Origin of the sequence: uncultured Fluviicola sp., from assembly GCF_902168135.1 — a bacterium.
Taxonomy (GTDB): domain Bacteria; phylum Bacteroidota; class Bacteroidia; order Flavobacteriales_D; family Crocinitomicaceae; genus Fluviicola.
Window position 1 is genome coordinate 263,843 of sequence record NZ_CABHOL010000015.1, and the last position, 25,727, is coordinate 289,569.

30 protein-coding genes are annotated in these 25,727 nt (G+C 41.8%); 7 read left to right on the forward strand and 23 right to left on the reverse strand.

What is annotated here, in order from left to right:
* Positions 1-21 precede the first annotated feature (21 nt).
* A complete protein-coding gene (locus tag QZT69_RS04190; protein ID WP_294670793.1) occupies positions 22-1,566 on the reverse strand; it encodes an acyl-CoA carboxylase subunit beta in 1,545 nt (514 codons plus the stop codon).
* Between the two features lie 117 nt (positions 1,567-1,683).
* On the opposite strand from QZT69_RS04190, the gene QZT69_RS04195 reads away from it, so the two are divergent.
* From QZT69_RS04195 to QZT69_RS04220, 6 genes are all read left to right on the forward strand, one after another.
* Complete coding sequence (locus QZT69_RS04195) at positions 1,684-2,442, forward strand: membrane metalloprotease (protein ID WP_294670795.1); 759 nt, start codon at positions 1,684-1,686, stop codon at positions 2,440-2,442.
* Between the two features lie 112 nt (positions 2,443-2,554).
* Entirely contained in the window at positions 2,555-3,016 is a 462-nt protein-coding gene (locus QZT69_RS04200) for a hypothetical protein (protein ID WP_294670797.1), read from the forward strand.
* Between the two features lie 215 nt (positions 3,017-3,231).
* Positions 3,232-4,458, forward strand: coding sequence for a glutamyl-tRNA reductase (gene hemA / locus QZT69_RS04205; protein WP_294670798.1), 1,227 nt, complete (start codon positions 3,232-3,234; stop codon positions 4,456-4,458).
* Positions 4,459-4,467: 9 nt separating this feature from the next.
* Positions 4,468-5,382 (forward strand): hydroxymethylbilane synthase, encoded by a 915-nt coding sequence (gene hemC, locus QZT69_RS04210; protein ID WP_294670799.1) that lies wholly within the window; start codon positions 4,468-4,470, stop codon positions 5,380-5,382.
* Positions 5,357-6,037 carry a uroporphyrinogen-III synthase gene (locus QZT69_RS04215; RefSeq protein WP_294670801.1) on the forward strand — a complete coding sequence of 227 codons (681 nt, stop codon included), beginning with the start codon at positions 5,357-5,359 and terminating at the stop codon, positions 6,035-6,037. Before hemC ends, QZT69_RS04215 begins: the two co-directional genes overlap by 26 nt.
* A 145-nt stretch (positions 6,038-6,182) precedes the next feature.
* Entirely contained in the window at positions 6,183-6,842 is a 660-nt protein-coding gene (locus QZT69_RS04220) for a sterol desaturase family protein (RefSeq protein WP_294670803.1), read from the forward strand.
* 111 nt (positions 6,843-6,953) lie between these two features.
* Here QZT69_RS04220 and QZT69_RS04225 read toward each other — a convergent pair whose 3' ends face one another.
* The 9 genes from QZT69_RS04225 to QZT69_RS04265 are packed head-to-tail and all read right to left on the reverse strand — an operon-like array spanning position 6,954 to position 14,953.
* On the reverse strand, positions 6,954-7,991 hold the full coding sequence (locus tag QZT69_RS04225; RefSeq protein WP_294670804.1) for a beta-ketoacyl synthase chain length factor: 1,038 nt from the start codon (positions 7,989-7,991) through the stop codon (positions 6,954-6,956).
* The gene (locus QZT69_RS04230; RefSeq protein WP_294670805.1) at positions 7,982-9,181 is read right to left on the reverse strand and encodes a beta-ketoacyl-[acyl-carrier-protein] synthase family protein; all 1,200 of its coding nucleotides are present in this window, start codon (positions 9,179-9,181) and stop codon (positions 7,982-7,984) included. Before QZT69_RS04230 ends, QZT69_RS04225 begins: the two co-directional genes overlap by 10 nt.
* A gap of 5 nt (positions 9,182-9,186) precedes the next feature.
* The gene (locus tag QZT69_RS04235; RefSeq protein WP_294670807.1) at positions 9,187-9,456 is read right to left on the reverse strand and encodes a phosphopantetheine-binding protein; all 270 of its coding nucleotides are present in this window, start codon (positions 9,454-9,456) and stop codon (positions 9,187-9,189) included.
* A 3-nt stretch (positions 9,457-9,459) separates the two neighbouring features.
* Complete coding sequence (locus QZT69_RS04240) at positions 9,460-10,737, reverse strand: ABC transporter permease (RefSeq protein ID WP_294670809.1); 1,278 nt, start codon at positions 10,735-10,737, stop codon at positions 9,460-9,462.
* Positions 10,737-11,480 (reverse strand): ABC transporter ATP-binding protein, encoded by a 744-nt coding sequence (locus tag QZT69_RS04245; protein ID WP_294670811.1) that lies wholly within the window; start codon positions 11,478-11,480, stop codon positions 10,737-10,739. The genes QZT69_RS04240 and QZT69_RS04245 overlap by 1 nt, the downstream gene beginning before the upstream one ends.
* A gap of 4 nt (positions 11,481-11,484) precedes the next feature.
* A complete protein-coding gene (locus QZT69_RS04250) occupies positions 11,485-12,492 on the reverse strand; it encodes a BtrH N-terminal domain-containing protein (RefSeq protein WP_294670812.1) in 1,008 nt (335 codons plus the stop codon).
* Positions 12,492-12,890: a hypothetical protein gene (locus QZT69_RS04255; RefSeq protein WP_294670813.1), complete on the reverse strand. Its 399-nt coding sequence runs from the start codon at positions 12,888-12,890 to the stop codon at positions 12,492-12,494. Before QZT69_RS04255 ends, QZT69_RS04250 begins: the two co-directional genes overlap by 1 nt.
* On the reverse strand, positions 12,891-14,039 hold the full coding sequence (locus tag QZT69_RS04260; protein WP_294670814.1) for a beta-ketoacyl-ACP synthase III: 1,149 nt from the start codon (positions 14,037-14,039) through the stop codon (positions 12,891-12,893).
* A 2-nt stretch (positions 14,040-14,041) separates the two neighbouring features.
* A complete protein-coding gene (locus QZT69_RS04265; RefSeq protein ID WP_294670815.1) occupies positions 14,042-14,953 on the reverse strand; it encodes a hypothetical protein in 912 nt (303 codons plus the stop codon).
* 154 nt (positions 14,954-15,107) lie between these two features.
* On the opposite strand from QZT69_RS04265, the gene QZT69_RS04270 reads away from it, so the two are divergent.
* The gene (locus QZT69_RS04270; protein WP_294670816.1) at positions 15,108-16,274 is read left to right on the forward strand and encodes a DUF2062 domain-containing protein; all 1,167 of its coding nucleotides are present in this window, start codon (positions 15,108-15,110) and stop codon (positions 16,272-16,274) included.
* A gap of 496 nt (positions 16,275-16,770) precedes the next feature.
* Here the strand turns inward: QZT69_RS04270 and QZT69_RS04275 are convergent, their stop codons facing one another.
* Genes QZT69_RS04275 through QZT69_RS04335 form a run of 13 tightly spaced genes read right to left on the reverse strand, consistent with a single transcriptional unit; the run spans position 16,771 to position 25,727 of the window.
* Positions 16,771-17,136 carry a hypothetical protein gene (locus tag QZT69_RS04275; protein WP_294670818.1) on the reverse strand — a complete coding sequence of 122 codons (366 nt, stop codon included), beginning with the start codon at positions 17,134-17,136 and terminating at the stop codon, positions 16,771-16,773.
* Positions 17,136-17,759 carry an outer membrane lipoprotein carrier protein LolA gene (locus QZT69_RS04280; protein WP_294670819.1) on the reverse strand — a complete coding sequence of 208 codons (624 nt, stop codon included), beginning with the start codon at positions 17,757-17,759 and terminating at the stop codon, positions 17,136-17,138. Before QZT69_RS04280 ends, QZT69_RS04275 begins: the two co-directional genes overlap by 1 nt.
* Positions 17,743-18,513, reverse strand: a complete 771-nt coding sequence (locus QZT69_RS04285; protein ID WP_294670820.1) for a polysaccharide deacetylase family protein — start codon at positions 18,511-18,513, stop codon at positions 17,743-17,745. The genes QZT69_RS04280 and QZT69_RS04285 overlap by 17 nt, the downstream gene beginning before the upstream one ends.
* Positions 18,497-19,432, reverse strand: coding sequence for a beta-ketoacyl synthase chain length factor (locus QZT69_RS04290; protein WP_294670821.1), 936 nt, complete (start codon positions 19,430-19,432; stop codon positions 18,497-18,499). The genes QZT69_RS04285 and QZT69_RS04290 overlap by 17 nt, the downstream gene beginning before the upstream one ends.
* 1 nt (position 19,433) lies before the next feature.
* Entirely contained in the window at positions 19,434-20,609 is a 1,176-nt protein-coding gene (locus tag QZT69_RS04295; protein ID WP_294670822.1) for a beta-ketoacyl synthase, read from the reverse strand.
* Positions 20,610-20,864 (reverse strand): phosphopantetheine-binding protein, encoded by a 255-nt coding sequence (locus QZT69_RS04300; protein ID WP_294670823.1) that lies wholly within the window; start codon positions 20,862-20,864, stop codon positions 20,610-20,612.
* Positions 20,857-21,465, reverse strand: coding sequence for a 3-oxoacyl-ACP synthase (locus tag QZT69_RS04305; RefSeq protein ID WP_294670824.1), 609 nt, complete (start codon positions 21,463-21,465; stop codon positions 20,857-20,859). The genes QZT69_RS04300 and QZT69_RS04305 overlap by 8 nt, the downstream gene beginning before the upstream one ends.
* Positions 21,462-22,535 carry a beta-ketoacyl synthase N-terminal-like domain-containing protein gene (locus tag QZT69_RS04310; RefSeq protein ID WP_294670825.1) on the reverse strand — a complete coding sequence of 358 codons (1,074 nt, stop codon included), beginning with the start codon at positions 22,533-22,535 and terminating at the stop codon, positions 21,462-21,464. The genes QZT69_RS04305 and QZT69_RS04310 overlap by 4 nt, the downstream gene beginning before the upstream one ends.
* Positions 22,528-22,956 carry a thioesterase family protein gene (locus QZT69_RS04315; RefSeq protein WP_294670827.1) on the reverse strand — a complete coding sequence of 143 codons (429 nt, stop codon included), beginning with the start codon at positions 22,954-22,956 and terminating at the stop codon, positions 22,528-22,530. The genes QZT69_RS04310 and QZT69_RS04315 overlap by 8 nt, the downstream gene beginning before the upstream one ends.
* Positions 22,953-23,372, reverse strand: coding sequence for a hypothetical protein (locus QZT69_RS04320; protein WP_294670829.1), 420 nt, complete (start codon positions 23,370-23,372; stop codon positions 22,953-22,955). Before QZT69_RS04320 ends, QZT69_RS04315 begins: the two co-directional genes overlap by 4 nt.
* Positions 23,362-24,234, reverse strand: coding sequence for a lipid A biosynthesis acyltransferase (locus QZT69_RS04325; RefSeq protein WP_294670831.1), 873 nt, complete (start codon positions 24,232-24,234; stop codon positions 23,362-23,364). Before QZT69_RS04325 ends, QZT69_RS04320 begins: the two co-directional genes overlap by 11 nt.
* Before the next feature lie 6 nt (positions 24,235-24,240).
* The gene (locus QZT69_RS04330) at positions 24,241-24,486 is read right to left on the reverse strand and encodes an acyl carrier protein (protein ID WP_294670832.1); all 246 of its coding nucleotides are present in this window, start codon (positions 24,484-24,486) and stop codon (positions 24,241-24,243) included.
* A gap of 17 nt (positions 24,487-24,503) precedes the next feature.
* A complete protein-coding gene (locus QZT69_RS04335) occupies positions 24,504-25,727 on the reverse strand; it encodes a beta-ketoacyl synthase (protein ID WP_294670833.1) in 1,224 nt (407 codons plus the stop codon).

Here is a 25,727-nt window from a genome sequence, read left to right on the forward strand (position 1 = left end):
CATAATTAAAATGCTTGATAATTATAAAGGTATGTTCCCGTGTTTTTTCTTCGGTAATGTTTCCGATTTTTTCTCCAGGGATTTAAATGCGGCGATCAAAGTTGCGCGCGTTTCTTCCGGTAAAATAACAGCGTCAACGAACCCTCTTTCAGCTGCACGGTACGGATTGGCAAACATATCTGCATATTCCGCTTCTTTCTCTTTCCATTTCGCTTCCTTGTCTTCCGCAGCAGCGATTTCGGATTTAAAGATAATTTCCGCAGCACCTTTTGCTCCCATTACCGCAATTTCTGCAGTTGGCCAGGCATAGTTCAAGTCTGCACCGATGTTTTTGGAGTTCATTACATCGAATGCACCCCCGTAAGCTTTACGTGTGATTACCGTAATTCTCGGAACAGTTGCTTCAGAGAAGGCGTATAATAATTTTGCTCCGTGAGTAATAATCCCTCTCCATTCCTGGTCTGTTCCCGGCAAGAATCCCGGTACGTCTTCCAATACCAAAAGCGGAATGTTGAACGAGTCACAGAAACGCACGAAACGTGCACCTTTTCGGGAAGAATCAATATCGAGTACTCCGGCCATAGAAGCAGGCTGGTTTGCAACAACTCCAATGGATCTTCCGTCTAAGCGTGCAAATCCAACTACAATGTTAGGTGCAAAATCGGCTTGTACTTCGCGGAAAGTATCGTCGTCGATCAAACAATCAACGATCTCACGGATGTCATAAGGTAAATTTGAATTGTCAGGAACAATGTTCTGGATGCGGCTCAATTTTTCTTTTGCAAACAAAGCAGTTCCGAATTGCGGAGCCAGCTCCATAGCGTTTTGAGGCATGTATGTCAACAGTTCACGAACTTTGCGCAAACATTCCACATCATTTGAAGCCGTGAAGTGTGTCACACCGGATTTTTCAGCATGAGCCTTTGCTCCACCCAGATCTTCCGAACTAACTTCTTCGTGGGTTACTGTTTTCACTACGTTTGGTCCGGTTACGAACATATACGAAGTATCTTCTACCATGAAAACGAAATCCGTTAATGCAGGTGAGTAAACGGCCCCTCCGGCACATGGTCCCATAATCACGGAAATCTGTGGAATTGCTCCCGAAGCACGTGTATTGCGGTAGAAAATATCCGCATAACCTGCTAATGATACAACACCTTCCTGGATACGGGCACCGCCCGAATCATTTAATCCGATAACCGGAGCACCATTTTTCATGGCCAAATCCAGTACTTTACAGATTTTCTGAGCATGAGTTTCAGAAAGAGAACCGCCAAGCACTGTAAAATCCTGGGAAAAAACGTAAACTACTCTTCCGTGTATCGTACCGAAACCGGTAATTACGCCATCTCCCGGACTTTTTGTTTTGTCCAGTCCGAATGAAGTAGCGCGGTGCTCCACAAGCATCCCGATTTCCTGGAATGATCCTTCATCCATCAGTAAGGTTACTCGTTCTCTTGCGCTTAGTTTTCCCTGTGCATGTTGTTTGTCGATTCGTGCCTGACCACCGCCTAATTTCGCGGCTTCGCGTTTTTGAATCAATTCAGCATTCTTTTCTTTCATGAAAAAAGGTTTGTGGGCACCAAAGATACACTTTCAGCTTAAAAATCATGATAACGATTTAAAACGGGTATTTTTTTCTTTCAGGAAAAGTGATATCTTTCAAAAAAAAGATTCAGTATGCGCACTCTCCAGCTCGCTTTTGTATTCTTCCTGGCATTTTTGCCTTATTCCTGCAAAAAAGACAGTGACCGCCGAATCCGGAAATTTCACCGGCAGGAGGTAGGCTATTCGGCTAACGATATTCTTTCGGACAAGAAGTATAAGTCTATCACGATCGAAATTATTTACATGACCGGATTTAAACCCACCGATCAGGCAATTGATAATCTGAAACAATTAGTTACAACAACTTGCAATAAGCCGGATGGGATCAATGTGGTTTTTAAGGAAATTCCTGCACAGGGTAAAAGTGCTTATTCAATTGATGATGTAAAAACAATCGAAAATGACCACAGGGAAGAATTCACCTATCGAAAAGATCTCGCAACCTGTTTTATCTTCCTGGACGGTCCGTCGAATGAGAACCAGGGTACGGCTATGGTTTTGGGTCATGCTTATTTCAACACTTCCATGGTGATTTATGAGAAATCGTTGAAAGATAACTCCGGTGGTTTTGGTGAACCTGAATTATACAAGTTGGAAACTACGGTTATCAATCATGAATTCGGTCATATTCTGGGCCTGGTAAATTTAGGTTCTACCATGTATAGTTCTCACCAGGATACAGAGCACGGCGCTCATTGTGATAATACGAATTGCCTGATGTACTGGGAGGTTGAGACCGGGAATGTCTTCGATAACCTGATCGGAAACTCACCGATCCCAACCTTTGACCAGAACTGCAAAAGGGACTTAACCGAAAACGGCGGGAGATAAATTAGGCTTTTTTAAAATTTCTTTTTTACCTGTTTTTGTAATTTGTAACAGTCTATTGTTGCAGTTTCCTCGATTTGCCTGATTGGATAACCGAAACCAATTAGCAGCTTGTATGAAAAGAGGAAATAAGATTTTATCAATTATTTTGATCCCCGTAATGGTTTTGCAATCCTGCATTGTGTCTGCACCGAAGTATACGCACGTGGAACAGGTGATGGAGCTTAAAACTGGCATGACCCTGGATTCGGTGAATAGCAAACTGGGAATTAAACCTTATGATATCGATATCATTGATTCGACCGGGTACCGCTCATATATTTATAAATATCGTACAACTGATCGTAAAACGATCCCTTTTAGATTAAAGGAAACCAATGGGAAAGAAAAAATCGGGAAGTACATGGATTTGGTCGCTTATTTCGATTCTACGGATGTTGCTTACCGGTTTGAATCCAGGTCGACCGATTCCCAGGTAACCCAAAAGAAATTCAATGTGAACACTATTGTGACCATTGTGACTGTGATTGTACCGGCATTGTTGGTTTATTTGGGAATCCAGAAAACAACCAAGTAAATGCGCTGTCCCGGGTAAGGTGATTTTTGTCTCTTTTTTGCCTTTAAACAGGTGATTTTTGTCATCTATTCCGCAGGCGGTTTTTAGCTTTGCTTTTGTTTATGAGACTTTGCGAGTTGTTTATATCGATTCTAAATTAAACCTCTGACAATTTTGTGACAAAACTTATCAATCCAAGAGCCAATTTTGCACGTAAGTAGGGAAACTCTGCACAAGTGATAAAACAACTACATACAATCGCATTTACGCACAGAAATTTGGAAGTCTCCAAAATCGGAGCTTTGCATATTGAGCAGGATTCTGTTCAGTCGCGTTTTCAGTCACTTAAGGACCGTTTACACATCGATGAGATTATGTTCTTATCGACATGCAACCGCGTTGAGTACTTCCTGGTAACCAATGAAACGGTTTCCCCGGAATTTTTGCATGATTTCTTTTCAGCGCTTTATCCGGATTTCGATGAGGAAAAAGTAAACTTCTTTGCTTCCAAAGCAGTTGTTTATGCAAAGATGGAATCTGTGAACCATGCATTGCGTGTTGCAGCTTCCATTGATTCCCTGGTAATCGGGGAGCGCGAGATCATTACACAGGTGCGACAGGCTTATGAGCAGTCGCGTGATTTGGGTCTTTCCGGAGATACGCTGCGTATTTTGTTCCGTCATACGATCGAAACCGCAAAACGTGTTTATACCGAAACAAAAATCTCTTTAAAGCCGGTTTCTGTAGTTTCCATCGCTTATCAGCGCCTGGTGGGCATGGATGCTCCGAAAGATGCACGTGTTTTGGCTATCGGTGCAGGTGTTACCAATACCGCAATGCTCCGTTTCCTGAAGAAACACGGGATGAACAATTTCGTAATCTTCAACAGAACACTTGAAAAGGCAGCAGTTTTAGCAGAAGAATTGGGCGGTAAAGCCTATCCTTTAAGTGAATTGGAAAACTACTCGGAAGGTTTCGATATTTTGGTTTCCTGCACAGGTTCCGAAGATATTATCGTTAATGAACAGCTTTATACCAAATTGCTGAATGGCGAAACCAACCCTAAGATTACGGTAGATCTGGCTTTACCGAATGATATTGCACCGGAAGTTCACAGCAATTTCCCGACAAGAGCAATTTCCATCGAAGTGCTTCAGCGCATTTCAGACAGTCACCTGCAGGAACGCTCACAGGAAGTGATCCATGTGGAGCAGATTTTGGAAGAAGCAAATAATGAATTCCGCAACATCGCTAAGATGCGTGCAATAGAAGTTGCCATGAGACCTGTTCCGCAAATGGTCAAAGAAATCCGTGCCACAGCTTTCAATGAGATCTTTAAGAATGAATTGGACCAACTGGATCCGTCTTCCAAAGAGATCCTGGAAAAAGTAGTCGGTTATATGGAGAAAAAATACATGAGCATGCCAATGATTATGGCTAAGGAAATCATGTTTAAATCGTAATTTTACTTCATGAGAAAAATTCGTATCGGTTCGCGCGGAAGTGATTTAGCACTTTGGCAGGCCAATCATGTAAAAACCCAGTTGGAAGCTCTTGGAGCAGAAGTAACCATCACCATTATTAAAACGCAGGGAGATGAAATCCAGCACTTAAGTTTTGATAAACTGGAAGGCAAGGGTTTTTTCACTAAAGAAATCGAACAGGCTTTGCTTCAGAATACGATAGACCTGGCAGTGCATTCTCATAAGGATTTGGAAACTAATCCACCCGAAGGATTAATCATTGCGGCAGTTTCCGAAAGAGAGAACCCGGCTGATGTATTGTTGATACACCCGAAAGCTCTCGACGAAAATGCATTCTGGAACCTAAAGAGCGGAGCGGTTGTAGGAACTTCTTCTGCCCGGCGTAAATCGCAACTGGTTGCTTTCCGGTCAGATGTAGAAATCAAGGACCTGCGTGGAAATGTCCCGACACGCCTTCAAAAGCTGGTGGATGGTGAATACGATGCAATTCTCTTAGCAAAAGCAGGTTTAGACCGCCTGAAGCTTGATCTGAAAGGGATGCATGAAGTAGTTCTGGACCCGGAACAATTTATTCCTGCTCCTGCACAGGGAGTTTTAGCGTTGCAAATCCGTGAAGATGATCACGAATTGAATAATTTCATGCAAGCCATGAACCACGAAGATATTCAATCACAAATTGCATTGGAAAGAACAGTTTTGAATCGTCTGCAGGGCGGTTGCCAGCTTCCGCTTGGTGCATATTGCCCGGAAGAAGGACGATTGTTGGTTGCTTTCGCTCACGAATGGGAGCAGGGAGCACAGTGGTTCGAATTTGAAGGTCCGCACGACCTGGATATGGTGGATGTAGTGCTGGAAGCTTTATTGGAAGAAGAAGAAGATGAAGACCCGGAGTATCTTTCTTAGTTCAGAAAGCGATTCCTCTCTTCCGATTGTTGATTTTTGCCAGGAGAATGATCTTCTGCTGGTACGTAAATCATTTATTTCTTTCGGAAAAATCCCTTTTGAGATTCCCGCAGATTGGGATGTTGTTTTTTTCTCATCCCCGAGGTCATTTGACTTTTTCATCTCTGAAGGCTTTAAACCGGAAGCCGGCCAACAAATAGCCTGTATTGGTTTGGAAACCAAAAAGCATATAGAAAATTCAGGATATGAAGTTTCTTTTTTTGGTGAGAATGCCGGAAATCCTAAGGAAGTTGCTATTGAATTTAGGGCCTGGCTTGGAGATCGGAAAGCTGTTTTCCCGCAATCGACGAAATCGAATAAGACAATTGAATCGGAACTTCCCGAAACGCAAAGAATTCCCTTGCTGGTTTATGATACGATACCGGATCCGGTGCCATTTCTAAATGCTTTTTCCGTGTATATATTTACGAGTCCTTCTAATTACGAAAGCTTTGTTTCTTTGAATACTATTCCGGAAGATGCTAAAGTGATTGCCTGGGGTCGCTCAACAGCAGAAATGATGATGGATGATGATACTCCCGTACATTTTATCCTGGATACTTCAACCTATTCCGAGCTTCTGACGATTCTTCGAAAATTATCGGATAAAAATTAGTTTTTTTTAACGAAAACCCCTACATTTTAGTTATGTTTTAAAACTGATGACTTCTAAAGTTGATTAACTTTGTTGTAGGTTGTGATAGAACAACTGAGTGCCAAATTGAAATATTCAAAAAGTAATACTCACTAAATTCTATTCTATGGGAGCAAATAATGAAAATTATGAATTCCGAGTTTATCCTGATGAAAAATCGCCTAAACTATTCAAGTCGCCTCTATTGGAGGTTTTAACAAAAACAAAGCTTTGGATCATTATCGTATTGTATAGCACAGTTGCTGCTGTATGGATCTGGATGTACATGTATTATTTTCACGGAACAGCAATCAGTGCCATTTTATTGTTCTTCCTTGGGTTTTTAGCATGGACATTCGGCGAATACACCTTACATCGCTTTGTCTATCATAAGTTGAAGGATGCGTCTTATGATACGGGAATGCAGTATGTGTTCCACGGAATTCACCATCAGTATCCAAGTGATGAAGACCGCATCATTTTGCCGCCAATTCCCGGATTGGCAATAGCAAGTGCTTTCCTGGGGGTTTTTTACCTGATGATGGGAAGTGCCGCATTTACTTTTGGAGCGGGATTCCTGATCGGTTACCTGGTTTACATCAGTATCCATTGGATGGTGCATAGTAAGCCGGTACCTGCGCGATTTAATTTTTGGTGGACTCATCACAATATTCACCATTACCAGCAGCATGATAAAGCTTTTGGGGTGTCAACGCCGATTTGGGATATTGTGTTCCGTACCATGCCTGTAAAGGGCCGTAAAACGATTACAATCCTGAAGAAATAATACTCTTTATCAAACATAGGTCACATAGAAACGTAGGAATCAGTGAATTGTCTATCCACTTCATTTGAATTTCTAAGAATATGTGATCTATGTTTCGATTGTGGTATTAGATCATTTTTGGAGCAGGATCAAGCTGTGGCGAACAGCATCAAAATGATTGTAGATAAGGACGGTGCGCGGTTTTTCCGTTGCACCATTTTCCATTAAATACCCTGCTTGTCCGTTTAGCAGACGAACAGCCAAATAACTTGCGAATGCGCTCACTGTGCGGTATTCACCAACAGATTTCTTAAAATAGACTTTGGGTTTATCACTAAATAATTGTTCTACCTGCTCATACCAGGAGTCGGTAGAAACATCGCCGTTCTTTCCAAGCAGCAAACAATCAATAGATGTAGTATCGAGCTTTTGTTCGTCCAGGAAACTTTTTACGAATTCCCCGATCTCATTTTCAGAAAGATAAGAAGACTGCTTAAATGCTTTGAATTCCGCAAGACTATTTTCCGGATTATTGCTCAGATAGAATTGGGCTGACCCTTCTCCACAGTAAGAACCCTTCGTTCCTGAACTCAAAAGATCCACATTGGGAACCAATTCTTCCTTGAAGCGTTCTCCTAAACGGTCAATGTTATAGTTGTAATCGGATATTTCTTCAACAGCTCCCACTAACAGATTTTTTTCTTCTCCGTGATATTCATCGAAGTATAGGGAAGCATCCAGTAGGGCAGATTCAAATGCCAGGGAACCATTGACATGTGTCATACTGTAACCCTGGTTCTCAGAGAGAAGTGCAACCTGCCCGGCCAACGCGTTAGGGGTACTTTGTACAAAATTGGTAGGGGTTAATGTTCCTTCGTTGTATTCGACAATTTGATTTAAAAACTTGATACAATCTTCCAATCCGCCATTTGCCGTGCCGAAAATAATTCCGTCAGGTTTCGGATTCCTTCCCAATATAGGGAGTGAAACGCCTATTCCCATACGTACAGCTTTACCCATTCTTCGCAATTGGGCATTCGGGATTAAATCCTGGTAAGAAGGCTCGACAGCTTTGTATATGTACTCATTCAACACCTGCCATTCTCCGTTTTCGAAGGATAGATCGTGTGTCTTTTGAGGAGAAATAGCGTAGAGGTCTTTTATATACATGCAGAAAAGATTAGAGAAGTGCAGTTCCCTCCAAACCCGAAAGAATTGGAAAGCACGTGTCTGATAGCAACCCCGGGTGTATAATTCAAAGTGGGCCGGAATGGGAATTCCAAAATGGGTTTTTCTACGCGAAGACTGGGATATACTTCCCGGTTCTGAATGGAAAAAATGCTGTATATTGCTTCCAAAACACCTGCTGCCGCCAGTGTATGTCCAACATAAGATTTGGTTGAACTGAAATGAGGAACTGTATCGAAAAGCTTTGAAAAAGCAAAAGATTCCGTCACATCGTTGTTAGGAGTTCCTGTTCCATGAGCATTGATGTACTGGATGTCTTCCGGTTTCAGCTTAGCACGTTTAAGAGCTAATTCCATGGCCATTCTGGGGCCTCTCGCATCGTCAGAGGTGGCTGAAGGGTGGAAAGCGTCATTACAAATACCGAATCCTGAAAATACGGCCTGGATCTTTGAGGTATCAGAAACATCTGCTCTGCGTTCCAGAACAACATATCCTGCAGCTTCTCCCAGGCTCAATCCTTCCCGATTTGCATCAAAAGGCTTACAGGGTTCTTCGCTCAAAATTCGAAGTGAATTGAATCCGTTTACGGTAAATTTTGCCAGGCAGTCACTTCCACCGGCAATTACGCGGTCTACTTTACCTGTTTCCAGCAATCGTGCTCCGAGAGCAATGGCATTGGCGGAAGAAGAACAAGCAGTATTCACCACATCTGTGATTCCTTTCATTCCGTACAAACGCACAATTTGTAAAGCATGGTCCGAACCTTCGTAATGCTTTACGTACTCGGATGGTGCACCCTGCATATTTGCGTCGTGGTAAAGGTCATCGGTATAACACATCCCACCGACTGTGCTTGAACTGATAAAAGCTGTACGGGTGGACGCGATATCTTCCGGACTCAACCGGGCATTTGCAACCGCCTCGCGAAAGGCCTTTATTGCAATGAGTGTTGTGCGTGTAAATCCACGTCCTTTTTCAAGGCCCAGTTCATTCAGCAAGGACTCGTCGCTTTGGTCAATTTCACCGAATACCAATGAATCCGAATAATGGGATTTGAAATGTTTGGCTTTTTTGATTCCTGAAATTTCGTGTTTCAGGGAATGAAGATTTTCAGCAATTGTCAATCCAATTGAACTGATTGCACCCATTCCCGTTACAACAATTTCAGTCATAGATCTTACTTTGTTCTATTCGCAATGATGTAGTCTACGATTGTATTGACGTCAACCAAAATTTGTCTACCCTCAGTTGGATTTTTGATCTTGATCCCGTACTCACGGTCCAGTAAAACGATCAATTCCACAGAATCAATAGAATCTAAACCTAGTTCTTCCCCGAATAACGGAACATCATTCTGAATATCTGCAGGAGTTAAATCCAACAGGTTCAAATACTTGATCAAATGTTCTTTGAACTCAACGATTAATTCTTCTCTGTTTGTAGTCATATTTTAAATATAATTTTGAATTCTCAACTTGATGAATATCAAGATCTGACAAATTACTGTGAACAAAAATAAGAAAGTTATAGTACCAATTAATTCACTCCACGCACCATTTTTCAAGAAAAGCGTATAATAACCTTCCAAACACCATTTCAAGGGCGAGATATTTCCGATTGCCTGCATGTAATCCGGCATGACGAAATTCGGGACCCAAATACCGCCGATGGCTGCAAAAATAATAATTGAAATGGCTCCGAACCCATTGGCTTGTTCCTGGGTTTTGGCGTAAGTACCTACTAAAACGGCATAGGAGATAGCTGAAAGGGCAGAAAGAAGCGTTACGACCAGGAACGGTAAAAAAGCATTCGGCATAGCAAGCTGCGGAAGTCCGATGTGCGGGAAGATGTAAATTCCCATCAGGAAAAGCAATAGCAGCTGCGACAATGCAACGAACAGGTAAACCAGGAATTTGGAAACCAGGGTCAATGCAAATCCTTTAGGAATGGTTTGTAATCTTAAAAAACTTCCCGACAGACGTTCTTTCACAATATTTCCACCTAATGAAATGACCATGAAGAACATGGCAAAAATAGACCATGCAGGTACATTGTGCTGGCTCGAATTCGGGATAAGCTCCGCTACATCACTTAAGCTTGCATTCGCAATTTTTAATTTGGTTTCGCGATTTATAATTGCTTGCCGGATGTTGGAAGGGATGGAGTCATATCCCATTTCCTGGAATAGTTTCCCAACCATTTCTTCGTTCTCAATACCGTTGGTAATCGCCTGAATGCCATTGTTTACGGAAATCCGGAAATTCTCCTGTACAACCGGATCAAAGTAGATCGCGATTTCCTGTTTTTTGGGTGTTACCCTGGGAGCTTCTTCAATAACGCCCATTTGTTCCAACATCAATTTGGAAATGTTGTCCGCATTGCTGGCAAGCCGCTCGCTAAAATTCGAAGGAATGTAAATCCCCAGCATGGCATCTTCGTCAATGGTTGTGCGTTTTACTGCACTTTCGGAAAGCTTGTTGTTTTGCTTGATGTCAAAGCTTCCGGAGTAAACCAGCGCTTTTACCAGGGAATCACCCAGTGGGCCATTGTCCCTGTTAGAGATCAAAACCGTCAATTTGTTTTCATTGACGATCTGAAAGGCACTGTTTTGTACGATTGTAATGATAAAAACCAATAGCAGAGGCATCAGGTACATCAGCAGCAACCCCACTTTATCGTGGAGTACCAACAGGATTTCTTTCCATATGGATGCCTTTAATTTTCTCATCAATCGCGTAATAAGGTTCCGGTTAACTTTAAAATGAGTTCTTCCAGGTTGCCAACCTCATGCTCACGGAGCAGGTTCGTTAATGTTTCACTCGCAATAATCTTTCCGTGATCAATCAAAATGATCTGGTTGCAAAATTCTTCAGCTTCTTTTAAATGATGGGAGGTGTAGATAATTGTTGTTCCCTGCCTGTTCAATTCCTGCAGCAGGCTCATAATGGCAATTTTGCTTTGAACATCTACGCCCACGGTCGGTTCGTCCAAAAATAGTACAGAAGGATCGTGAAGCAAAGAAATGATAAGGTTCAGCCTGCGCTTCATTCCTCCTGAAAAAGTAGATACTTTTTGGTTTTTCACATGAAAAAGCCCCACTTTTTGTAATAAGTCATCGATTTTTTGCTCTAAATCTTCCTTTTTGAGATTGTAGAGATTTCCAAAATAGGATAAATTTTGTTTGGCTGTCAATTCCGGAAAGAAGGAGAAGTCCTGCGGTACAAAACCAAGTTTGTTTCGGATTTCCCGTGGACTTTTTTCACCTTCCAAATGATAAACCACCGAACCGAGTGTTGGTTCCAAAATACTGCAGAGAATGGAAATGAGTGTTGTTTTCCCGGCGCCATTCGGCCCGAAAATTCCTACGATTTCTCCTTTTGCAATAGTAAAATCAATGCCTGCTAAACTTGGAACGGCACTTTTACCATAGGATTTGTAAACCTTTGAAACATGCAAAAGAGTCTCCGGCATTTCATTAGAATTTAATTCTTGACAGTTCCTGGAAGGCTTGTTTTTCTACTGCACTGATCTCAACTAATAAATCGGCACAGGCATCAAAGTCTTTTTGTTCAGTTAAACGTCCTTTATAGATACCGGACATCTGCAAAGCGCTGTCTCTCCATAAATCACCGGCCTTAGTCATTGTTTCGGAAACTTTAGCCAATTGCTCATTTTGCATGATAACAGCGGCTTCTTCAAGGAATGCTGCGTAAAGGAACCGGAATCCGCCGCCGCCGGTACCAATTTCTTCCTGCATGCGGACTATTTGTCCCAAATGAAGACCAGCCTGGCGCGGACCTAGTTTCTCTCTCCAGGTTCGGATTTTTTTGGAAGTGTGGACAATTCCTTTAACTCCGGCAATTCCACCCGGAATTTTCAGCATATCCCTGCAATTGCGTTTAATGCCTTTTTCAATTCCTCTTCTTATCTGTTCCTGGGTAATATTCCCGATTTCAACCGGGTAATAAATATGTCCTTTCGGGGCAAGTGCACCTTTTGCAAAACGCACGCGCTCCAATTCTTCTGTGCTTAAAGAAGTGGTTACTTCCATCACCGGATCACTTACCAAATAACGGTCACCTTCCTTACCAAAAACGATCAGGTTGTGAGCATTGAAGTGAAAACGATATTCTTTCGGGAAATAAGGCAGGTGGAAAACCCCTACCTGACAGCCAACCTGTATTCCCTGTGCGATCTTTTCATCCAGGAAACGGGTTGCTTCCTTCGGATCCTTGAATTTCTTACGTTCTACTTTGACATCCAATGCTTTACAAGTGCGCTTGAAAATAGCTCCCGGCATTGTACGGAACGAAATCGCGGGCCCGTTGTTTACTTTCATAAACGGGATGTGAATATAGAACAACCCTGAACCCATGCCGAAAGCCAGTGGCTCAGTCATAAAGTCCACCCCATGGTGCTGTAATAAGCTCATGGTTACGCCATTTTCGCAATGGGCAGTTTGGTGATGAATAAATTCTGACACTAAGCTTTAAAGTTTTTGAGTTCATCCACGGAGATTTCAAAAGCATCTGCATAGCGTTTTAAAGTGCTGTCGCTCAATTTTTTGAACCCGTTTGGTTTTAAATGTCTTTTGATACGGAATTTCCAAATGCCTGTATAGCCTGATAATACAGTGAAATCCATCAATTTTTCTTCCATGAAATAAAGAATCGGACTTGCCAAACCTTTTTTGATCTGTTCCCGCGCATCCAGCGTTCTTCGTTCAATTTCTTTCCAGGCTTCATCCAGTGCAACCTTTTTGGCTTCCCAGCCTGTGCTTAATTCGGTATCGTAATGACCGTCTTCGTTCTTCACATAACAAACTTCTCTTGTAAAATTTTCAAGAGCACTTTTATCTTGAGGAACTTCAGACTTTTTCATTTAACACACTGTTAAGTAAGCAAATACGTATGAGAATCTAGAGCTTTCGGGAACAGCAAGCAGGATAGTATCTCCGACTTTCAGTTTTCCGCTGTTAAATAGTTCGTCCACCATTAAATAGATCGATCCGGCACCTACGTTTCCGTGAGTTGCCAAATTGGAGAACCAGCGTTCTTTTGGAATGTGCATTCCATTTTCGGCTAAGTGCGTATAGATTTTGTCTTCGAAAAAGTAACTGGACATGTGTGGTAAAAACCAGGTTACATCATCACCACTTAGATTAGTATCCTGGAATTTGGCTTTCAATTTATTGAATCCAAGCTTCACGATGTACTCGTCCAGCAGCTTTACATCCTGTTTAATGCTCAGAATAGATTTTTCGATCATATCCTGAGGCTCATAATCCATGTAGCTTTTTAATGTACCATCTTCCATTTTGTCTGAAGCCATGTACATGCATGCTTCAACTTCATTGGCAAAAGAAATTCCTTCGATCCAATCAATGCGTAATGAAATTCCTTCAGCACTTTTCTGATCTTCCAGCATGCATACTGCAGCACCGTCTGATAACATCCACCGAAGGAAATCCTTGTCGAATGACAAGTACGGATTTTCCTCTAATTCCGTTAGTTTTTGAATTTCCAATTCGAACTTATCGGCACTCAATACACGCGAAAGCCTTTCAGAACCGGTAGAGATTGCTTTTTTACTCATTCCGGATTTGATAGCCATGTATGCATACTTCATAGCGTGCATTCCCGAGCAACAAACCCCTGAAGGGGAAACGACTTCAATATTTCCGGATTCCGGCAACCATCCGTGGACCATCACACCATGTGAAGGCATCATCTGGTCGGGAGAAGAGGTTCCGCAGCTTAGCAGATCCACTTCTTTAATTTCCTGCGGATTCTTTTGAAACAAATTGCGAATGGCTAAAGCAACCATTTCGGAATTTGTATGTGTAGGTGTTCCGTCTTTACGAATGGCATAATAGCGGTTTTTAATTCCGTTATTGCGCAAAACGATTCTTCTTGACTTAGAAGCACGGTCGTTAATTAATCCCAGGTAATCCTCCATTTCATCATTTGAAATGGGTTCATTCGGTAAAAAAGATGCCGTACGTGTTATGTATACTTCCTTCAAACTCATTCTTATCTCAATTGAGTGCTTCTGTAATATGCTAATTCGCGTTTAATGTGTTGTCCCTTAAAAGGGCGTACAAAGATATGATATATCATTAAAACAATGGGCGAAACAATGAATAAAGCGAAAATCAAATAGTACTTAAAGAAGTTTACCCAAAATTTACGGCTTCCTCCTTTAGCGGTTTTCTTTGTGATCAGGTTTGCCCAGATCCTAAAAAGCATTTTCGCCCTTGATTCTATGAATAAAATGGATACGGGTATGATAACTCCACCTCGGGAAACAATTCCTTCCTGGAATTTTTCTTCCTGCCCTGTACTTAGTTTCTCCTTTAGTAAAGCACCGAATTGGCTGACATTCCGAATGTCCTCATCCGAAACTCCCGGCTTTGGAAAAATTCCCCACTTCTTTGTTTTCTGCCCTGTCAACATCCAATGTAAAATGGTAACTACACTGATTAAGTTACTTGTTTTATCAATTAATGGCACATTACCGATCAATTTTCCACCTGCAGAAGCAATTTGTATCTTAACTGCTTCCTGAGCGTTGATCCACATATTTCTGCAGCCAAGCACGGATACAATATTTGTACCATTCATGATTTTGCGGAATGATTCATCCTGTAGGATAGCAGATGCCGGCAGAGAAGGAGACAAAAACCACGGCTGGTATCCAAAAATAATCAGGTCATACCGTTCTCTTTCAAAGTGCAGCGGTTTGATGGGAACGGGTTTTTCCAATACTGTTTCGGGCATCGCATCAAAGAATTTTGCGCTTGTCCATGGAAAAGGGAATGGCGTTTCGGGTTCAACTTTTACCCATTCTATTGTGCTGTCAGTAAATGGTTTACAGAAATTTTGGAGGATTTCGGTAAGCTGTCCTGATTGGGAATAATGTATAACTAAGATGTTTTGTGCCATAGTTAATCGTGGATCTTAGCAAATTGTTTAACCTTTTGCCCTTACAAATTTAACAAGGTTTTGTTTCTAAACTACTTTTTTATGCTCTTTTGAAATGGTGATCCGGTGATTTTAGCTGTGAATTCTTGAAAAGTTATGATTAATTTTGCCGCTCATGGATTCAAGTCTGGTATCAATCACAAGCATAAACGGTTGCGTAATTATTCCCACCTACAATAATGAGCGAACTTTGGAACGCGTTATCCGCGAAGTGCTGGAACATGTTCCTGCCGAATGTGTAATTATTGTAAATGACGGTGCTACAGATTCTACACCCGAAATTTTGAAAGCTTTTGAGAATGAGGTTACCATTCTGATGAATGAAGTGAACAAGGGAAAGGGTTATTCACTTCGAAAGGCCTTTAAATTTGCAAAGGAAAAAGGGTATGAAAATGCGTTGACGATTGATTCTGACGGACAACATTACCCAAGCGATATCCCCGTATTGATAGAGCAGGCCATTCTGTGTCCCGGAGCAGTTATTATGGGATCCAGGAACATGGAGCAGGAAGGGGTTCCTCAAAAAAGTTCGTTCGGGAATAAATTCTCCAATTTTTGGTTCAAAGTTGAAACCTGGATCACTTTACCGGATACCCAAACGGGATTCCGTATTTATCCGTTGAAACCGTTAAAGAAGATTTGGCTGTTTACCAATAAATTCGAATTGGAAATAGAAGTCATTGTGAAATTGGCCTGGCGCTTCGTGCCTTTTGTCGCGGTTCCCATACAGGTCAAATATGATCCTTCGGAGCGGGTTTCCCATTTTAGGCCGGCGCGTGATTTTACACGAATCAGTATTCTAAATACGTTTTTGGTTCTTACCGCTTTGATTTGGTACTATCCCCGCAAATTATTTTCCGTCCGCACCTGGAATGTTATCAAGCATGAAGCAATCAAACCTGAAGAATCAAATTTCAGGAAAGCGCTTTCCATTGGATTTGGCTTTTTTATGGGGATCGTTCCGCTTTGGGGTTTTCAATTGCTGATTGGAATTCCACTTGCTATTTTGTTCCGGATGAATAAAGTATTGTTTATTGCTGCAGCCAATATTTCCATTCCGCCTATGATCCCGTTTATTATTTATGGAAGTTTCATTTGCGGACAATTATTCCTGACGGGAACAACAAATACAACTCAATTAACAGATTTAAGCCTGGAAGCAATCCGGAAAAATGTTTACCAATATGCAATCGGGGCGTGTATTTTTGCAACAATAGCCTTTATTGCTTCCTTTTTGGTAAGTTTTATCCTGCTGAAGATTTTCCGGAAAGAACCGAGATAATTTACCACATAATGCACATAAAACAAATGGGAAATGTGCTGAATTGTTTTTTTGAGTATGTCCTGTCCTAAAATTTAGGTGATTTTGTTTTATTAGCCTGCTAGCAGGCACTCTTTGTTTCTCTGCGGTTATAAATTTCGCCTTGTTTAACCGCTAAGAGTGAACGCTTGCGCTATAGCTTGTGCCACCGCTAAAGCTTTGGCGACATGCGGTTAGCGAAGGAGCAAAGAACACAAAGGTTTGAGTAGTTATCTTGTTAAAAAGCAGTCTACTAATTTTCAATATTCGTTACTTTCTTTCTCACTTTTTGGCACTACCTGTCTTAAGTACATAATTCCCCCTACAGGACGCATAATGCGAGTCCGGTAGTCTCGCTTTTTATCTGTGCATCTGAGTGAAATATCTTCTCTAATCCAGGACAAGACATTTAGAATAAAAGGGTTCTCAAAAAGAAATCTATGTGACCTAATTATCAATGTGGTTGAAAAAAGCCACTTTATTGGTAAGTTCCACTGAATTTCAAACAAACTCCTTCTGCTGTACTCAGCTGCCCGGAAACTTTCAGTGTTTGATCATCTTGCTCTGTTACGGTCATCTTAAAAGTTGCTTCCGGTGTATTTACCGGATTTAAAACTGCTAGGAATTTGCTGGTTGCAAGTGTTTTTAACCGGATCGGCTTGTTAAATTGTGTTCCAAGGATTTCTTTCACCAATTCTAACTGCACAACTCCGGGAGTAACAGGATTATTTGGAAAATGCCCCTCGTAAATGCGGTGTTTCGGATCAATTGAAATACTTGCTTCAAGAACATTGTCTTCAAAATTCAAGGAATTGATCGTATAAAAAGTGTCTTTTAAAATCATTAGAATGTAGTGAATTTAGAGTCATTAATTGTACCGTTGACCTCCATGTTTGAAAAACTGTAAACCAATTTGTTGTCTTTATCGGTTTGCATAGTCAATTCTTTGATGGTGAGTTCTTTCTTTCCGAAAACAAGATTGATCTCAGAAACGTAACGCTTCATTTTATCGCTTTTCGGGGTAAGTACCAATTTGTAGTTTGATTTATTTTCGAAATAACTGATCCTGAATTCCTTTTCATTCAAAAATTCTCCGGTCATCATTTGTACCATCAGGCCTTGAATCTTCTTCACGACCATTTTGGAAGAAGCACTGCTTACTTCTTTACCTTTTTCCTGGAGTTTGACAGTTTTTCCGTTGATTAGTATGATCTGGTTTTCCGGCTTTGTTTTTTCCCAGCGGATTTTGTTTTCGCTTTTGTACCACATTTTTCCCGAACCTTTTTGAGCATTGGTTAAAAGGGCGGAAGTGGCGGTTTCAGTGAAGTCTGCCTTGATTGCCTTGGTTTCTTTATGTTGTTTTTCCAGGGCCGTTTTGCATGCTTTAGGATCAGGGATTTTTGAATAATCCTGTGCAGATGCATTTACAGCAAGCAGAAAAAGGAGGAAACTACTTATTAATTTCATGAATGAATTTTTTCAGATGTTCTTGCTTTGCAAAGATAATACCATTTGCTTGTGCCTGGGTAATGTATTCCTCCAGGATATCCGCAGTCTGCTCTAAATTATCATGCAGCAGAACAATGCTTCCGGGTTTGGTTTTCATCAAACGTTTCAGCAAAGATTCCCGGTTTTTAAAAGAATCATACGAACGAACACTCCATGCAACAATCTTGAATTTCCGTCTCCTCAGTGCACGGGCAATTTTCGGATTTGTATAACCGATCGGAGGGCGGAAAATGGTGATTTTTTCCGATACCAGCGGCTCTATGTTTTTTGTAAACTGATCTATTTCGGTTGCTATTTTTTCGCTGTGAAGCATAGCAAAGAAAAGGGAATGATTTTGCGTATGATTGCCGATGCTGTGCCCTTCGGAAATGATCCGCTTTACAATTTCGGGGTGTTCCTGGGCTTTGTTGCCAATCATAAAAAAGATCGCTTTAATATCATGTTTTTTAAGCGTGTCCAAAATGCGTGGTGTCTGAACCGGATCAGGACCATCATCAAAAGTGAGAATGACTTCAGGACTGCTGTTCCGGAAAATGGACGGGTAGAAGTATTGAAAACGCAGGAATACGATCCCGAAAACGAGAAAAACGCAGAAGTTGGAGATAACAAATGCTATCCAAAGCCACAGATAAGGACTGTTCCGGAAAATTAGAATAACGATCAAAAGCGTGCTTAATGCAACTGCAATATTGAGTCTATGCTTCCACCTCATTTCTATTGATGAGCGTCAAGCCCAATTTATTGGATTCTAAATTATTTACGATCAATATGCGCTTGTCGTCTGCATTCCCGATCAGCCAATCATTTGCCATATGCAGTGCGAAAGCAGATGCACTTTGGTAAAAACCGGTATAATCTGTGAAAGAAATATGGTTCTTGGCCAGGAATCTGAAGTCAGAACGCGCTTCCAGGATAAGATCAAGGTCTCCGGAACTGCAATTGTTTGCATCCAGGAACTGATTGATAAGTGTTACAAGTGTTTCCTGGCTTTTGGTGGAAAAATAAACCTCACATGCCTGCACAAATGCAATGGAATTCCCCTTTTCACCGGACAATACTGCAAACGTAGCACCGGATGTGAAAGGAAGATGCGTTAGGATCAGGGAACCGCGCAGTCTTTCCAAAAATGGAATGGCTTCATCAGCTGCCCCCACCAAAACTGATTTTTTCCCTTCATCGATGCACAAAAGACCATCTTTCAAGGCAACTTCGAATGAAAGTGCATTTTGAGTATGAGTCATGTTGTAAGCATGATTCTTGAGATCCAGGGAAATCTGTCCTGAAATAGTATTGTGTGTGCTTTGGATAAAAGCAGTCGGTGAAAGTACATCACCACTCACGGTATTAATAGTTACCAGGAACTTTTCGGTGTCTGTTAAACAGCCCAATGCCGTTCCTACGGAAATGGAATCAAATTCATTTGGGACTTTTTCCTGGCAGGCTTTGGAAGCCGTAATTCCCATGCGTAAGATGGTACTCAGTCTTCGAAGTGCGGCAACCGGAATATAGTTCTTGTAATCCGGAGATATTAATTGGTTTTCAGCAGTTAAGGGCTTCAATTCATCCCAGATGTTCTCCTTTTGGAAGGAGTTCTGGTGTGTAATCGATTCGATATGTTGAATGAAGTACATATTAAACTGCGCTTAAAATGATGCTTGAATTATTTCCCCCGAACCCGAAAGAGTTGGATAGGATGTGTTTGATTTCATGACCTTCCGAATAGTTCTTAACAGGAATAAGTCCTGTTTCTTCAATGGCCTGACCGAAGTTCAGGTTAGGAAGTAAAATTCCCTTATTCAGGGCTAAAATAGCAAACACAGCCTCAATTCCTCCTGAAGCCGCTAAGGTGTGTCCCGTATATGATTTGGTGGAACTGAATGGAGGTACGGATGAACCAAAAACGGTTTTAATCCCGTGTGATTCTGAAAGGTCGTTGTTAGGCGTTGCGGTTCCATGTGCATTGATATAATCAATATCTGCCGGATTTAATCTTGCAACTTTCAGGGCACTTTTCATAGCAAGTGTTGCGCCGTATCCTTCCGGTGAAGAGGCTGTTTGGTGATAAGCATCTGAAGCATTTGCCCAGCCAGAAAGAACAGCCAAGGGCTTTTTACCGGTTTTCCGCATTGTTTCTTCGGTTTCCAGAACTAAAAAAGCGGCTCCTTCTCCCAGGTTGATCCCTTTGCGCGTTTCATCAAATGGCCTGCACCACTCTTCGTCGAAGATCATCAGTGATCGAAATCCTGCAATGGTAAACTGGGAAAGTCCGTCTGTTCCACCAACCACCACACGGTCTAATTGCCCGCTTAAAAGCATTCTGGCGCCCAGCATAATGGAATTTGCGGCAGATGAGCACGCTGTGGAGATGGTATTGACATACCCCCTGATTCCAAGTTCTTGCGCAATTTGCTCGCTGGTAGTTCCGCTGGAATGGTTTTTATAAACATTCAGATCATCGCTTTCATCCTTCAGATAGTCCTTGTATGCAATTTCACTGACATCCATTCCGCCTACGGAAGTTCCGGAGATTAACCCGGTGCGGACCTCGGAGCTCAATTCGTGTTCCCCGAAGGCTTCTTTTGCAGCGATCATTCCAAGCAGGGCCGTTCTGGATGCATTTTGGGTCAAACCGAAGCGCTCGATCAATTCCTGGTTGGTCCAACTGATTTCACCCACCTTAAAACGTTCCGTATAGGGTTTTCTGCCCTGTTTGATGCCTGTTTTTTCAGACTTCAAAGCAAGCAGGGTCTCTTCCACATTTTCACCGATGGAGGAAATAACGCCATATCCGGTAACGTAGATGCGCATTTATTGATGTTTAGAAATGTAATCCGCTAAAGTATTCACCGATTGGAAGATCTCTTTTCCTTCATTCGGGTCTGAGATTTTAATCCCGTAGTTCGAATCCAGCAAAACGATGAACTCAAGGGCGTCGATCGAATCCAATCCGAGTCCCTGATCTCCGAATAGCGGAGCATCGTCCTGAATGTCTGCAGGAGTAAGGTCTTCCAGGTTTAATTGCTCAATAATCTGAGCCTTTAGGTTTTCTTTTAAGTCACTCATTTCTGTATTGTTTAATTAGTGTTGACAGTTCAAGCTCCATTGAATATGCTTCTTTTTCAGAATCAGTTAGCAAAAATAGGAAACATTCTTGTTCACCATTCGTTTTTGCCTCTATCCAGGCGCATAAACAGCAATTATTACCTTTATTTAACGCCATTTGTGCCCATTCGGAAAAATGTGCCGGATTAAAAGTTTCTTCTATGAAAAAACAATTTTCTCCGTACCACTTATGACGAATGCACAGTTCACCGGTAACAATATTCGGTAGAGTATAAACGAAAAGGGAAGGGCTTGGGTTTTTCAACTGTTCGTAGCTTTCTACAAACAGGTTGTCCGTATTCTGACTGGCAGAACTATTTGCAAAGATCAATTGCAGGTCGTTTTCCAGGTCTGCGTCTTTGGGAAAAAACGGAAGCAGCAATTCTGTTCCGATGAACGCCATTTTGGAAAGAACATCCATCTTGTAGAACTTCGGGTACTCAGCTCCGAGCTGCTGGTAAGCAGATTTCAGCGGATTCTCTTCTCCGGCTGTATTGTAAACCAGTTTTCCGTTCAGGAAAGTTCCTTTCGGGCATACATAACTATGTGCTAAAATCTTCACGATTGTTTTTGTAAAATTAAACTGGCATTTCCTCCTCCGAAACCGGAAGCGGTTTTCAGCACGGTATTCAAGGCTTTCTGCTCTATGTGCTGAATAATATTGAGTGGAACTGAAGTTCCGGTTTCTTTAAATCCAAGGTTCGGGAATAGGGTGTTTTTCTCCATGGAAACAATACTCATAATGATTTCCAAAACACCTGCAGCCCCAAGTGTATGTCCGAAATAACCCTTCATGCTGTTCAACGGGACCTGGTCTAGGTTCATTCTGCCAAAAGCAATGCTCTCCATTTCATCATTGAATACGGTAGCTGTGCCATGGGCAGAAATAAAATCGATATCCGAAGCCTTTTTACCGCTCCGGCGGAAAGTTTTTTTAATAGAACGCACAAGACCTTCACCTGTTCTGGAAGGCCCGGAAATGTGATTGGCATCGTTGGATGACGAACCACCCTTATACAGAACGGCAAAATCGGCTGGTTTCTGTGTCGAAACCAATACAATGCCGCATCCTTCTCCCAATACGGTTCCGTTCCGGCTTTTATCAAATGGTTTGCAGGTCTCGTTGCTTAAAGCAAACAAGCTTTGAAATCCGTATGAAACAAATTCGGAAACAGCATCAATCCCGATCACCAGTACTTGGTCATATTTCCCTGCAAACAGGTAGTCTGCTGCTGTATTGATGGCAATTACTCCCGAAATACAAGCATTTGAAATGATCAGTACGTCTGTTGCCGGGAAAAATTCATGAACGATGGAAGCCGTCTCTGCGAAAGTATCACCGGGAAGCAAGTCGATATTTCCCTTAGTGGAACTTACGATAACTGCTGTTTTCCCGGAGATTTCCGGGTACGCGTTTTTAGCTTTCTCAAGTGCCTCACGCAGAAGTGTATCGTAACGGTTACCTGTAATTTCTTCTCTTTTGGCCAAAGGAATTGCTGTTTGCTGGAAACCTGCTTTTTCATGAATCTTAATTCCTGAAATGCCGTTTTCGAACGCATCGAAATGCTGTTCAATTGTATTTCCTAATGGAGTGACCAATGAAAGTGCCGATATGTAAATGGGTTTATCCATCGATCCAGTCTTGCTTTTCTTCCCAAATACGGTAGAATTCGGGTTTGATTAATTCCAGGGTACGATCAGAAGTAAACATGAATACCTGCATGGTCATTCCTGTTGCTGCAATCTGTTTGGTTGCGTTATTGATTACTTCGTAACGAAACACGATTTTCGCTGAATCGTGTTGTTCCAAAATAACATTGACTAAAGCTCCTTCTCCGTAAAAGATGGAAGCTTTGTGTGAGATCTCTGATTTTACAATCGGAATGAAATATCCCTGGGCGTGGACATCCAGGTACTCGATCCCGTAATCCCTTCCGAATTGCTCGCGTGCATCCTCGAAGAATTTCAGATAATTTCCATGCCAAACAACGCCCATAGCGTCTGTTTCACTGAAACGGATCGGAATAAGAATGGATGATTTCAGGATTTTCATGCCAAAACAATTTTCATTTGACAGGTCAAAAGCACTTTTCCGTTGGATTTCGCAGTTCCTTCCACCAGGTGAATGGTATCAAAAGTACTGAGTACTTTAACGGATGTCTCAATCCGGTCATTTTCTTTTGCGGCATCTTCTACCTGCACCTGGGTTACAGCTCCGATAAAACCTAGTTTTGGTTCGCCGCCTTCTTCCAGGCTGTTCAAATAACCAAAACCTGCCGCACAGGTTTGTGCAATATTCTCAATCAATGCTGATTCGGACAGGACCTGACTTTCCAGGAACAAATTGTCCGGTGCAACCTGGAATTCGGTTTTGAAACCCGCTTCGTCTGCCGACAAAAGGCTGTCTATCATCACGAAAGGAGCTCTTTGCGGAATGATGGATGTGATGTTTTCTTTGTTAATCAACATAGTATTCAAAAAAGTTAAACCATTGAGTGGGACTTGCTTTCACTTGTTCTTCCAGGTGTTTGGCATAAATTTCTGCAATTTTTTCAGGGGATTCGAACGTTGTGATCGGATCCGTAGCGCTTAATTCATAGTGCGTACTTCCTGCTTTGACTGCGTATACAAAGGTAAGCGGAACTTTGAATTTATGTGCCATAATAAATGGTCCGGCAGGGAATTCTGCAAATCCGTTCAGAAAAGGCAGTTTAAAGTTCTTTTGGCCGGCTGTTGTTCTGTCCGCATGCAGAGCGATGAGTTCGTTGCGTTTTAAAGCCTGGTGGATCAAAATCAGGTGGGAAAGATCGTCTTTGATAGGAATCAGCTGGTATTGGGATTTTCCGGCAGAATCTTCTATAAAAGCCTTAATCTTTTGGACTTCGGCATCAAGCATCAATATATTGATCTTGAGGGTAATTCTTTCTCCAAGCAGGTTTCCGGCATTTTCCCAATTTCCCAGGTGCGCCGAAAACAAGAATCCGCCCTTTCCGGCTTCATTCATTTTGATTAAGGCTTCTTCGTTGTTAAAACGAAAGGTAAAAATCTTTTTTCGCGGAGTTTTAAGTGCTATCCGGTCAATCAATGTCTGTCCGAAAACATACAAATTCCGTGCGGTTGCTCTTAATGCTTTTCCTTTGCTATAATTAAATCCTTTTTGGTAAAAGGAAACTAAAGCTTTACGCGGTTTGCGCGAAAATAACAGGAAATAACCGGAAACTCCGATGCAGAAAAAGTAAGCAAAGCGAACCCCTAAAAATCGAATAGAGTAAATAAAGAACTTATATCCCCAAAGAGAACCTTTGGTTTTACCATCCCATTTTTGTTCCATCCACTATTAAGCGTTCAAACGTTGTTCAACTAAATCGTAGAAATCGTTGAAAGTCTCAATGGTTTTGAAATCTTCTGCAGTAGGTTTAATCCCTAAATTCTCTTCGATAACAACTACCAGATCCACATAGTCAAGACTATCAAGATCTAAGGTTTGCTGCAGGTTATTCTCAGGTTGGATCAATGCCGCATCAACTTCAAATTCGTCAGATAAAAACTGTTTTGTAGTAAGAATGATGTCTTCTCTTTTCATCGTTTGTAGGTAACTCTTTATTTTTTAAACTTTTTGATAATCAGGGAGGAATTTGTTCCTCCGAATCCAAATGAATTGGAAAGGAAACAGTCAATATTCTGCTCTTTGTAGCTTGGAATAATGTTGATCTTTTCCGAATGTTCATCCGGGTTTTCAAAATTGATATTCGGAGCAATAAAATCATTATTCATCATTAAGAGAGAATAAACGACCTCACTTGCTCCGGCCATCCAGCATTCGTGTCCGGTCATACTTTTAGTAGAACTAACAGGAACTTTGGAGCCCAGTACATTGAAAATGGCTTCTGCTTCCGTAGAATCCCCGATAGGAGTGGAAGTAGCATGCGCATTTACATAGTCAATATCTTTTGGTGTCAAATTAGCTTGTTTCAAAGCCATGCTCAGGGATCTGAACTGACCGTCGAAATTCGGATTGGAAATATGGTCGCCATTCGAAGAAAACCCGAATCCCACAATTTCACCGTAAATCGGAGCATTTCTTTTCAACGCAGATTCTAAAGATTCGATGATCACAGTAGCAGCACCTCCGGAAGGGACCAATCCGTCGCGGTCTCTGTCGAAAGGACGGCTTGCCATGGAAGGAGCGGCATCTCTTACCGAAAATGTGCCCAAACCATCAAAACTTGCCATTGCATAGGGATTAATTTCCTGTGCTCCGCCGCAAACTACGCGTTCCTGAAGCCCTTGTTTGATCAGCAAGTATCCCATTCCGATAGAGTGAGATCCGGAAGCGCAGGCTGCAGAGATGGTGAAATTCATTCCTTTCAATTTGTAAATCGTTGAAAGGTTCATATTCACCGTCGAATTCATGTTTTGAAAGATGTCACCACTCCCGATAAGTGTGGTGTTCTTCTTGGCACGGACTTTATCAACTGTTTCCACAACAGCTCCAGCCGTAGAATCATTTCCGAATATAATTCCGGTCTCGGTTTTATCCAAAAAGTCAGCATCCAGGCCTGAACCTTCCATCGCCTCTTTGGTTGACATGAAAGCGAACCGCGCTGGCTGGTGCATTCCAATACGCTGACGGCGTGAAAGGAAAGGATTCAAATCAGGTTCCGCAACCATTCCGGTGAAGCAGGAACGGTAACCGAAGTCTTTACGCTGCTCATCGTAAATAACCCCACTGCGGCCATGACGCAGTGATTCCAGAACTGTGTCCAGGTCTTCACCCAAACACGAGTAGGCACCAATTCCGGTAATTACTACACGATGTTCCAT